This window comes from Rhodococcus sp. T7 (genome assembly GCF_009872365.1).
In the GTDB taxonomy this organism is placed as follows: Bacteria; Actinomycetota; Actinomycetes; order Mycobacteriales; family Mycobacteriaceae; genus Rhodococcus_F.
In genome coordinates, this window is sequence record NZ_WXYH01000309.1 from 1 (window position 1) to 10,099 (window position 10,099).

Genomic DNA, 10,099 nt, shown 5'->3' on the forward strand with positions numbered 1-10,099 from the left:
CGGTGAGCGACAGCTCACCGGGGTTCTGTCGTTCGTGGGGGAGGCCGGCGCCGGCCTGCCGACCCGGCCCGGAGCGGGCCGGAGACGCGTAGTGTCGGGTGCAGCGGCGTACGAAAGCCGCTGACCAGCCAATTTGTTTCTGGTCGGAACTTCTGTGTAATCTCGTCAAGGCTTCAGCGCGCAGCGATGTGCGAGCGAAGCACGCCCCCTTAGCTCAGTCGGCAGAGCGTTTCCATGGTAAGGAAAAGGTCAACGGTTCGATTCCGTTAGGGGGCTCGCTGGATTGAAGTGGAGCGCCTGGTGCGCGACACTCGACACCGAGGCGGTGTAGCTCAGTTGGTAGAGCAAACGACTCATAATCGTTGCGTCGCCGGTTCAAGTCCGGTCACCGCTACACAATATGCATGATCCACCCTGATTGTTCGTAATCAGATTCACCCGAAAGAAGGCATCCCGTGGCCTCCTCGACTGACGTTCGGCCCAAGATCACTTTGGCCTGCGAGGTATGCAAGCACCGCAACTACATCACCAAGAAGAATCGGCGTAACGACCCCGATCGCCTGGAGATCAAGAAGTTCTGCCCGAACTGCGGAACTCACCAGTCGCATCGCGAGTCCAAGTAACACGGTCCGGACAAGGACTGCGTTCGCGAAGGGAGTCCTCTAGGCTGCCCTCACGCGCTGACGTCAAGGGTAGAAGAGGTTCTTTCGCGTGACTGACACTGTGACAGAGACAGAGGCATACGTGCCCGCGGCTGTTCCTGCTGATCCTGCCGCGCACGCACTGGCGATGGTCGGGCACCACTACCGCGTCGACGATTTCTACGAGGTCGGACGCGAGAAGGTGCGCGAGTACGCGCGTGCCGTGCAGGACTGGCACCCCGCTCACCACGACGAGGAAGCCGCCAAGGGCCTCGGCTACGACGGTCTCCTCGCTCCTCTGACGTTCATCTCGCTCGTCGGCATCATCGCCCAGGGACGCCTCTTCAAGGAGATCGTCACCGGCTACGACCCGAGCCAGATCCTCCAGACCGACCAGCGGCTCGAGTTCCACAAGCCGATCAAGGTCGGCGACCGGCTGGTCTGCGACGTCTACCTGGAGTCGTTCCGGCAGATGGGTGGCAGCGACATCATCGTCACCAAGAACATCGTCACCGATCAGTACGACGAACTCGTCCAGACCACGTGGACGACGCTTGTCGCGCGCACCGGTGGCGAGGTCGACGAGAACATCGCTCACGCAGTCAAGGACGTGATCATGCATGGCGCTTCGTAAGTTCGAGGACGTCTCGGTGGGTGAGGAACTTCCCGAGCGCATCGTGAAGCTCACGCGTGGCGACCTGGTCAACTACGCGGGCGTGTCCGGCGATCCGAACCCGATCCACTGGAGCGACGAGGTCGTCAAGCTCGCCGGTCTCGACAATGTGATCGCGCACGGAATGCTCACTATGGGTCTCGGCGGCGGTTTCGTCACGTCGTGGCTCGGCGATCCGGGTGCGGTCAAGGAATACAACGTTCGTTTCACGAGCTCGGTCTACGTCCGCGAGGACGAGGCCGCGCAGGTCGAGTACACCGGTAAGGTGAAGTCGCTCGACGAGGAAAGCAAGACAGCAGTAGTCGCGATCGTGGCGCGCTCCGAGGGAAAGAAGATCTTCGGTCGCGCCACCGCAACGGTCCGTCTGGCCTGACAGCCGGGTGGATTGGGTTTGTTCCGGGGCTTTGAAGTACACTGAGATTTCTGGGATTACTCAGCGCTGCGCGCTGCCCTACGGTGCTGTACGGCCGGCAAGGGTGGCGCGCGTGTCATGTAATCACAGAGAGGTCGGTCAAGAATTGGTCCGAGGCTAGATTCGGACCAGGTCTCCCGACCAAAGGGGCGTAGCTCAACTGGCAGAGCAGCGGTCTCCAAAACCGCAGGTTGCAGGTTCAAGTCCTGTCGCCCCTGCCCCCGGATGCCAGCGACTGAGAGGAACGACGTGAGCGAGGAGCGCGCCAAGCGCGACGGCGACACTTCAGGGTCTACGCGCCCGGACGGTGCCGACGACACCGCGGCCGACGCCACCACCACGCGTTCCGCCACTCCCTCGGGAAAGCCCAGCGGTAAGCGCCAGGGCCGTCGCTCTCCGGCAGGCACCGAGGTCGCCGCGAGTTCCGTGAAGGCACCGGAACAGTCGAAGTCGGACACGACGACCAAGGTCAAGCCGGCGAAAAAGGATCGCGCCGACAAGCCGCGCAAGGAAAACATCTTCAAGCGCCTGCGCCGGTTCTTCCGCGAGGTCATCGCCGAGCTGCGCAAGGTCATCTGGCCCAATCGCAAGCAGATGATCACCTACACCAGCGTCGTCCTGGCATTCGTGGTGTTCATGGTGACGTTCATCGGCGTGTTGGATCTGGCGGTCATCAAAGGCGTCACCTGGTTGTTCGGTTGACGGAATCCGCCCCGGTGGATCCGAAGTATGTGAGTGACGAGAGGAAGCGAGTGCCCCAGTGAGCACCCCCGAGAACGACACGAATGAGGCCTTGGCCGAAGAGCGTGTTTCTGCCGAGGCGGCAGCCGAAGTGGATGTCGAGGCTGCCGACGAGGGCACCGAAGCCGCGGAAATCTTCGGTGACGACGTCGCCGACGAAGCCCCGGCCGACGAGATCATCGAGGACGAGGCGCCTGCCGAAGAGGCTGTCGACGCCGACGAGGCTGTTGACGGCGAAGAGGCTGCTGCCGCTGAAGAGCCCGAGGATCCCGTTGCGGAACTGAAGGCCGCTCTGCGTCGCGCACCCGGTGACTGGTACGTCATTCACTCCTACGCGGGCTACGAGAACAAGGTCAAGGCCAACCTCGAGACCCGTGTCCAGAACCTCGACGTCGGCGACTACATCTTCCAGGTGGAAGTTCCCACCGAAGAGGTCACCGAGATCAAGAACGGACAGCGCAAGCAGGTCAACCGCAAGGTTCTGCCCGGCTACATCCTGGTCCGCATGGAACTCAACGACGAGTCCTGGGGAGCCGTGCGCAACACGCCCGGTGTCACCGGGTTCGTCGGTGCGACTTCGCGTCCGTCCCCGCTGACCCTCAACGAGGTGATCAAGTTCCTGCTCCCGCAGCAGGAGCAGAAGAAGCAGGCTGCCGCGGCAACCGTTGCGGCCGGTGAGACCGGCGGAGAAAGCTTCGCGAAGCCGCTCATCGAGGTCGACTTCGAGGTCGGCGAGTCGGTCACCGTCATGGACGGCCCGTTCGCCACGCTGCCCGCCAGCATCAGCGAGGTCAACGCCGAACAGCAGAAGCTCAAGGTCCTGGTCTCGATCTTCGGTCGCGAGACCCCGGTCGAGTTGTCCTTCACGCAGGTCGCGAAGATCTAGCGCCACATACTTGCACTGCAGTAGCAAGAAACACACCCAGCAAGAATTAGGAAATCGAGATGCCCCCCAAGAAGAAGAAGCTCGCAGGGCTCATCAAGCTTCAGATCCAGGCCGGTCAGGCTAACCCTGCACCGCCCGTGGGTCCCGCGCTTGGTCAGCACGGCGTGAACATCATGGAGTTCTGCAAGGCCTACAACGCGGCGACTGAGTCCCAGCGCGGCAACGTGGTGCCGGTCGAGATCTCGGTCTACGAAGACCGGACCTTCGATTTCAAGCTGAAGACCCCTCCGGCTGCCAAGCTGCTGCTCAAGGCTGCAGGCGTGCAGAAGGGCTCCGGCGAGCCGCACAAGACCAAGGTCGCTTCCGTGACCATGGATCAGGTGCGCGAAATCGCGAAGACCAAGCAGGAAGACCTCAACGCGAACGACATCGAGCAGGCCGCGAAGATCATCGCCGGCACCGCACGCTCGATGGGTATCACGGTCGACGGCTGAGTCAGCCAGATCGACTGACGGCACCGCCGTCGCGATCGATCGGCGGCACCGCCGTCGAAGAAAGCGTGGGAGGGCCGGCCAGGCCCAGACCACTACTGAACCATTCACCACCGCAGACGAGACACACACTGCGGTGAGAAGTTAGGACAGAAGAAATGGCAAAGCGCAGCAAGGCGTATCTCGCCGCCGCTGAGAAGATCGACTTCGACAAGCTGTACAGCCCGCTGCAGGCTGCGAAGCTGGCGAAGGAGACGTCGTCGAGCAAGATGGACGCGACCGTCGAGGTTGCAGTTCGTCTGGGCGTCGACCCCCGCAAGGCGGACCAGATGGTCCGCGGCACGGTCAACCTGCCGCACGGCACCGGTAAGACCGCCCGCGTCATCGTGTTCGCAGTCGGCGAAAAGGCCGCCGAGGCCGAGGCAGCTGGAGCCGACGCCGTCGGCGCCGAGGACCTCATCGAGCGGATCCAGGGCGGATGGCTCGATTTCGACGCCGCCATCGCGACTCCCGATCAGATGGCCAAGGTCGGCCGCATCGCCCGCGTCCTCGGACCGCGTGGCCTGATGCCGAACCCGAAGACCGGCACCGTGACGGCTGATGTCACGAAGGCCGTCGCGGACATCAAGGGCGGAAAGATCAACTTCCGCGTCGACAAGCAGGCCAACCTGCACTTCGTGATCGGCAAGGCATCGTTCGACGACGCCAAGCTGGTGGAGAACTACGGCGCCGCGCTGGACGAGATCCTGCGTGCGAAGCCGTCCTCCGCGAAGGGCCGCTACGTCAAGAAGGTCACCGTTTCGACCACCACCGGCCCGGGCATCCCGGTGGACCCGAACCGCACCCGCAACCTTCTCGAGGAAGCCGACGCGTAAGTCTCGCTACACACAGTTCGGCCGGTACGGAAATCTTCCGTACCGGCCGAACTGCTTTTTCGGGTTCAGTCCTTGTCGACGGTGCCCGGTTCGGTCTTCTTCCGCCATGCCAGCATCACGGAATCCGTGTGGGCCGGCGCCCAGGGCATGAAGATCGCGACGACGACCGCGCAGACCACCACGGCGCCTGCCGCGACGAGCGACGCGGTGTGCGAACCCTGCAGGACCGTCGTCTTCATGGTGAAAATGAGATTCTCACGCTGCTGCTCGAGGAACGGCGGGATCTCGCGCTTGCGGATCTCGAGCACACTCAGGACCGTGGCGCGGGCGAAGCCCTTCTCGTCGTCGTTCATCAATGTGGCCGGAATGCGGTCGAGCAGCGGACTCATCGTCGTCGCGTAGTACGACGCGACGATCGATCCGAGCACGGCGACCCCGAGCGTTCCTCCGATTTCCCTGGTCGTGTCGTTCACGGCCGACCCCGCTCCGGCCTCGTCGAGGGGGAGCGACGCCATGATCGACTCGGTTGCCGGCCCCTGCACGATGGCCAGGCCCAGTGCCATCGACACCATCGACGGGAGCACGTCCGTCAGGTAACTGCTGTCGACGGCAACCTGACCCCCGAGGTATAGGCCGACCCCGGTCAGGAGAAGACCGAACACGATCACCGGGGTCGTCCCGATCCGCTGCGCCAGCAGTGTGGCGACCGGGGCGCCGACCGCCACCGACACCGCGAACGGCAGCGACGCGACACCGAACTCGAGCGGCGTGTACTCGCGGACACCCTGGAAGTACTGCGTAATGAGGAACAGGAAGCCGAACATCGAGAAGTACCCGATGGCGATGGCCAGGGCGGGCAGGGAGAAGCGCCGGTTGCGGAACAGCCGTAGGTCGAGGATGGGGTGTTCGGTACGCAACTCCCAGAGGACGAATCCGGTCAGCACCGCGATCGACACGGCGACGGCGCCAACCGTGACAGTCGACGTCCACCCGTTGTGTGGGGCTTCGATGATCGCCCACACGAGGACGGTGATGCCGGTGATCGAGGCGGCGATGCCGAGTAGGTCCATGCGCCCAATGACGGAGGCACGTGATTCCGGCACCAGCATGAGCGTTGCAATCGCCGCCACTACGGCGATCGGCACATTGATCCAGAAGACGGAGTGCCAGCTGAAGTGCTCGAGCAGCCACCCACCGGCCATCGGGCCGATGGCGATCGCAAAGCCGGCCATCGCGGTCCAGGCGGCGATGGCCAGCGCTCGTTCCCGCACGTCGGTGAAGATGTTGATGACGAGGGCGAGGGTCGCGGGGAAGACCGCGGCGGCGAAGACACCCATCGCGGCGCGGGCCGCGATGACCTGACCCAGACTCTCGGCGTTGGCGCCGGCGATCGACATGATGGCGACGCCGATCAGGCCGATGATCATGACGCGGCGCCGCCCGTAGCGGTCGCCGAGGTTGCCGCACGCCAGGAGCAGGCCGGCGAACGTCAATGTGTAGGCGTCGACGACCCATTGCAGGCCGCTGACGCTGGTGCGGAGTTCGACGCCGATCGAGGGGAGGGCGACGTTGACGATGGTGTTGTCGAGCACCACCAGCAGTTCGGCCAGGCAGATCACGGCGAGCGCGAGGAAGCGGCGCGTCCGGGACCCGGCCACGAGGGCTCGGGCTTCGAGGATTGTCATGAGAAAAAGCTAACTCATATCTGTTACGTGACGTAACAGGTAATTGTCCACAGCCTCGGTCTGATGGGTCACAGCTCCGCACCGGAAGTGATGCCGTTCACGGCCCGACGCTTGGGTCCGGCCGCGATTTGGCGGTTGAGCAGGACATGCCGTAATCTGTCCTGCGGAGTTCGATGCACTATTCGAGCTTCACCCCAAATCATGTTCTACCCAAGACCGTTGGTGATCGCTCCCGCAAGGGTGTGATTGAAAGTCCGGGAATGTCCGGCGGCCCACGCAGGAGGACGAGGTAGGGGGATGCGTATCGGTCGTGGGCTCGCGCCCTCGCCGAATGGCTTCCTTTCACGCCCCGTGTGCCCTGCACCGGGGCGTTTTGCATGTCGTGGATTGTGTGCTCCGGGATACCCGGCGGTGCGCAGCGGTTCCGAAGTGGGATAACGACTGTCATGAGAGGAGGCGAAGTATGGCAAAGCCTGAGAAGGTTTCCGCAGTTGCGGAGATCACCGAGCAGTTCAAGGGTTCGACCGCTGCTGTGATCACGGAATACCGTGGTCTGACGGTGGGCAACATCACGACACTGCGACGCGCTCTCGGAGAAGGTGCCACCTACTCCGTCGCCAAGAACACCCTGGTCAAGCGTGCCGCTGCTGAGGCGGGCGTCGAGGGCCTTGATGACCTTTTCGTCGGTCCGACCGCCATTGCATTCATCAAGGGCGAGCCCGTCGATGCTGCGAAGGCTCTGAAGAACTTCGCTAAGGACAACAAGGCGCTCGTCATCAAGGGCGGCTACATGGACGGCGCTGCGCTGTCCGTGGACGAGGTCAACAAGATCGCGGACCTCGAGTCCCGCGAGATCCTGTTGGCCAAGCTTGCCGGCGCGATGAAGGGCAACTTGGCAAAGGCCGCAGGCCTGTTCAACGCTCCTGCTTCGCAGGTGGCCCGTCTGGCCGCTGCTCTGCAGGAAAAGAAGGCCGCAGAAGGCGGAGCTGCCGAAGCTCCCGCCGAGGCTGCAGCCGAAAGCTGATCCGCACCCGCGCATCACTGCTATAACCCCGCCCGGTCGCGGATCAGCGACATGGGACTTACAGGAAGGACCGCCACAATGGCGAAGCTCAGCACCGAAGAGTTGTTGGACCAGTTCAAGGAGCTCACCCTCCTCGAGCTCTCGGAGTTCGTGAAGGCATTCGAGGAGACCTTCGAGGTCACCGCCGCTGCCCCGGTCGCCGTTGCCGCTGCAGGCGGAGCACCGGCTGCCGCCGAGGCTGCTGAAGAGCAGGACGAGTTCGACGTCGTCCTCGAGTCGGCCGGCGACAAGAAGATCCAGGTCATCAAGGTCGTCCGTGAGGTCGTTTCCGGCCTCGGCCTGAAGGAAGCCAAGGACCTCGTCGAGGGTGCTCCGAAGGCCATCCTGGAGAAGGTTGCCAAGGACGCGGCCGACGCCGCCAAGGAGAAGCTCGAGGCTGCCGGCGCGAAGATCACCGTCAAGTAAGACGGTCTCACCCGCGCTGCTCACCGAGCAGACGAAGAGGGCCACTCCCCATCCGTGGGGAGTGGCCCTCTTTTTGCGTCCTCGGGGGGCTTCGGAGTGTCGAGATTCCTGGCCGAAAGCTGGACGCGCGATCAAAAATTTCGCTACCGTTATCCCAGTTCAGACGCGTTGTTTTGCATAGTGGGACCCGCAGTTGGCATGCTTCCTTACTCATGAGTAGCATCCCTTGTCACAGGTAACACGTCGATGCGATAGAGTGACCCAACCCACACGGGGTGAGTGCATCGAACGGTCGCGGAGGTAATGGTGGGAGTCGAGGTATCCGTCGAGGGACTGACCAAGTCCTTCGGCTCGCAGAGGATCTGGCAGGACGTCACGCTGACCCTTCCGGCCGGTGAGGTCAGTGCGTTGCTCGGGCCGTCGGGCACGGGTAAGTCGGTGTTCCTGAAGTCGCTGATCGGTCTGCTCCGTCCGGAGCAGGGGTCGATCGTGATCGACGGCACCAACATTCTGGAGTGCTCCTCGAAGGAGCTGTACGAGATCCGGAAGCTGTTCGGGGTGCTGTTCCAGGACGGTGCGTTGTTCGGGTCGATGAACCTGTTCGACAACGTGGCGTTCCCGTTGCGCGAGCACACCAAGAAGTCCGAGTCCGAGATCCGCAAGATCGTGATGGAGAAGATGGAACTCGTCGGCCTGCTCGGGGCCGAGGACAAGCTGCCCGGCGAGATTTCCGGCGGTATGCGCAAGCGTGCCGGGCTGGCGCGGGCGCTGGTGCTGGATCCGCAGATCATTCTCGTCGACGAGCCGGACTCGGGTCTGGATCCGGTGCGCACCACCTACATTTCGCAGACGTTGATCGATATCAACGCGGAGATCGATGCGACGATTCTGATCGTGTCGCACAACATCAACCTCGCCCGCACGGTGCCGGACAACATCGGGATGTTGTTCCGCCGCCATCTGGTGATGTTCGGTCCGCGGGAGGTGCTGCTGACCAGTGAGGAGCCGGTGGTCAAGCAGTTCCTGGGCGGCACGATGATCGGTCCGATCGGGATGTCGGAGGAGAAGGACGAGGCGCAGATGGCGCAGGAGCAGGCGATGGTCGACGCCGGGCACCATGCTGGTGGTGTCGACGACGTAGAGGGCATCGTTCCGCAGATGAAGGCGACGCCGGGGATGCCGTTCCGGCAGGCCGTGGCCCGCCGTCAGGAACGGGTCCGGCACATCATGCACACGTTGCCGGAGAACGCCCAGATCGCGATCCAGGAAAGCCTCGACGAGACCTCCGGCGGAAACGGCGGCGGCGGTTACGACTACGCATACAGCCAGGAAGACACACAGGTCATCCCCGCATACCGGGGCGAAGGATACGAAAACACCACTCACGGGCAAGGGTAGGCATATCGGATGGGGGTTACCCGCAGCTCGGTCTTGCGGCCGGTCAACGGTGCGCTGACGCAGGCCGGAAACATCGTCGAGCTCTTCGTCGACGTCGCACGAAACACGTTCAAACGGCCGTTCCAATTCCGCGAGTTCATCGAACAGGCCTGGTTCATCGCCAGCGTCACGATCCTGCCCACGGCCATGGTCGCGATTCCGTTCGGCGCAGTGGTGTCACTGCAGACCGGATCGCTCATCAAACAGCTCGGTGCAGAGTCGTTCACGGGAGCGGCCAGCGTGCTCGCCGTCATCCAGCAGGGTTCCCCGCTGGTGACGGCACTACTGGTGGCCGGAGCTGCGGGCTCGGCTGTTACGGCGGATCTCGGTGCGCGGACGATCCGCGAAGAGATCGACGCCATGGAAGTGCTGGGCATCAACCCGATTCAGCGGCTCGTCGTGCCCCGGGTGCTCGCCATGGTGCTCGTCGCGATCCTGCTCAACGGCCTGGTGTCCGTCGTCGGCATCGCGGGTGGCTACTTCTTCAACGTCATTCTCCAAGGGGGTAATCCCGGTGCGTACCTGGCATCGTTCTCGGCCTTCGCGCAGCTTCCCGACATCTGGGTCGGCGAGCTCAAGGCGGCCGTCTTCGGTGTCATCGCCGGTGTCATCGCCGCATACAAGGGGCTCCATCCGAAGGGCGGACCCAAGGGCGTCGGTGACGCGGTGAACCAGTCGGTGGTGATCACGTTCCTGCTGTTGTTCTTCGCGAACCTGATCCTGACCATGGTGTACCTCCAGATCGTTCCGGCGAAGGGATCGTGATCCG

12 protein-coding genes and 3 tRNA genes are annotated in these 10,099 nt (G+C 63.3%); 14 read left to right on the forward strand and 1 reads right to left on the reverse strand.

The genetic code is table 11. The features are described 5' to 3' along the window. Nucleotides 1–203 precede the first annotated feature (203 nt). The 10 genes from MLGJGCBP_RS24135 to rplA all read left to right on the forward strand — a co-directional run bounded on the left by MLGJGCBP_RS24135 (nt 204) and on the right by rplA (nt 4,719). Nucleotides 204–276 (forward strand) — tRNA-Thr (locus MLGJGCBP_RS24135). A 45-nt stretch (nt 277–321) separates the two neighbouring features. Beyond that, nucleotides 322–394 (forward strand) — tRNA-Met (locus MLGJGCBP_RS24140). Nucleotides 395–455: 61 nt separating this feature from the next. Next, complete coding sequence (rpmG, locus tag MLGJGCBP_RS24145; RefSeq protein ID WP_005252089.1) at nt 456–623, forward strand: 50S ribosomal protein L33; 168 nt, start codon at nt 456–458, stop codon at nt 621–623. 88 nt (nt 624–711) lie between these two features. Continuing rightward, the gene (gene hadA / locus MLGJGCBP_RS24150; RefSeq protein WP_043824409.1) at nt 712–1,275 is read left to right on the forward strand and encodes a (3R)-hydroxyacyl-ACP dehydratase subunit HadA; all 564 of its coding nucleotides are present in this window, start codon (nt 712–714) and stop codon (nt 1,273–1,275) included. After that, complete coding sequence (gene hadB / locus MLGJGCBP_RS24155; protein ID WP_005252091.1) at nt 1,262–1,687, forward strand: (3R)-hydroxyacyl-ACP dehydratase subunit HadB; 426 nt, start codon at nt 1,262–1,264, stop codon at nt 1,685–1,687. Before hadA ends, hadB begins: the two co-directional genes overlap by 14 nt. A 184-nt stretch (nt 1,688–1,871) precedes the next feature. Then, nucleotides 1,872–1,944, forward strand: a tRNA-Trp gene (locus MLGJGCBP_RS24160). 31 nt (nt 1,945–1,975) lie between these two features. Further along, nucleotides 1,976–2,428 (forward strand): preprotein translocase subunit SecE, encoded by a 453-nt coding sequence (gene secE, locus MLGJGCBP_RS24165; RefSeq protein ID WP_072940020.1) that lies wholly within the window; start codon nt 1,976–1,978, stop codon nt 2,426–2,428. Nucleotides 2,429–2,486: 58 nt separating this feature from the next. Then, a complete protein-coding gene (gene nusG / locus MLGJGCBP_RS24170; protein ID WP_160098650.1) occupies nt 2,487–3,353 on the forward strand; it encodes a transcription termination/antitermination protein NusG in 867 nt (288 codons plus the stop codon). A 59-nt stretch (nt 3,354–3,412) separates the two neighbouring features. Continuing rightward, the gene (rplK, locus tag MLGJGCBP_RS24175) at nt 3,413–3,847 is read left to right on the forward strand and encodes a 50S ribosomal protein L11 (RefSeq protein ID WP_005252095.1); all 435 of its coding nucleotides are present in this window, start codon (nt 3,413–3,415) and stop codon (nt 3,845–3,847) included. 155 nt (nt 3,848–4,002) lie between these two features. Continuing rightward, entirely contained in the window at nt 4,003–4,719 is a 717-nt protein-coding gene (gene rplA / locus MLGJGCBP_RS24180) for a 50S ribosomal protein L1 (protein ID WP_087561603.1), read from the forward strand. 65 nt (nt 4,720–4,784) lie between these two features. Here rplA and MLGJGCBP_RS24185 read toward each other — a convergent pair whose 3' ends face one another. Continuing rightward, nucleotides 4,785–6,404 (reverse strand): MFS transporter, encoded by a 1,620-nt coding sequence (locus MLGJGCBP_RS24185; protein ID WP_160098652.1) that lies wholly within the window; start codon nt 6,402–6,404, stop codon nt 4,785–4,787. Between the two features lie 463 nt (nt 6,405–6,867). Here MLGJGCBP_RS24185 and rplJ point away from each other — a divergent pair, with 463 nt between their 5' ends. The 4 genes from rplJ (at nt 6,868) to MLGJGCBP_RS24205 (ending at nt 10,095) form a co-directional block, all read left to right on the forward strand. Continuing rightward, complete coding sequence (gene rplJ / locus MLGJGCBP_RS24190) at nt 6,868–7,428, forward strand: 50S ribosomal protein L10 (RefSeq protein ID WP_087561602.1); 561 nt, start codon at nt 6,868–6,870, stop codon at nt 7,426–7,428. Nucleotides 7,429–7,506: 78 nt separating this feature from the next. Next, complete coding sequence (gene rplL, locus MLGJGCBP_RS24195; protein WP_005252104.1) at nt 7,507–7,893, forward strand: 50S ribosomal protein L7/L12; 387 nt, start codon at nt 7,507–7,509, stop codon at nt 7,891–7,893. A gap of 303 nt (nt 7,894–8,196) precedes the next feature. Continuing rightward, nucleotides 8,197–9,291, forward strand: coding sequence for an ABC transporter ATP-binding protein (locus MLGJGCBP_RS24200; RefSeq protein WP_160098654.1), 1,095 nt, complete (start codon nt 8,197–8,199; stop codon nt 9,289–9,291). 9 nt (nt 9,292–9,300) lie between these two features. Beyond that, entirely contained in the window at nt 9,301–10,095 is a 795-nt protein-coding gene (locus tag MLGJGCBP_RS24205) for an MlaE family ABC transporter permease (RefSeq protein WP_005252107.1), read from the forward strand. The last annotated feature ends 4 nt before the right edge of the window (nt 10,096–10,099 follow it).

Bases quoted from the DNA above. Each gene is read 5' to 3' on its own strand.
- rplJ (WP_087561602.1), top strand. From the start codon at position 6,868: ATGGCAAAGCCTGAGAAGGTTTCCGCAGTTGCGGAGATCACCGAGCAG.
- MLGJGCBP_RS24200 (WP_160098654.1), top strand. From the start codon at position 8,197: ATGGTGGGAGTCGAGGTATCCGTCGAGGGACTGACCAAGTCCTTCGGC.
- MLGJGCBP_RS24205 (WP_005252107.1), top strand. From the start codon at position 9,301: ATGGGGGTTACCCGCAGCTCGGTCTTGCGGCCGGTCAACGGTGCGCTG.
- MLGJGCBP_RS24185 (WP_160098652.1), bottom strand. From the start codon at position 6,404: ATGACAATCCTCGAAGCCCGAGCCCTCGTGGCCGGGTCCCGGACGCGC.
- rplA (WP_087561603.1), top strand. From the start codon at position 4,003: ATGGCAAAGCGCAGCAAGGCGTATCTCGCCGCCGCTGAGAAGATCGAC.
- hadB (WP_005252091.1), top strand. From the start codon at position 1,262: ATGGCGCTTCGTAAGTTCGAGGACGTCTCGGTGGGTGAGGAACTTCCC.
- rplK (WP_005252095.1), top strand. From the start codon at position 3,413: ATGCCCCCCAAGAAGAAGAAGCTCGCAGGGCTCATCAAGCTTCAGATC.
- rplL (WP_005252104.1), top strand. From the start codon at position 7,507: ATGGCGAAGCTCAGCACCGAAGAGTTGTTGGACCAGTTCAAGGAGCTC.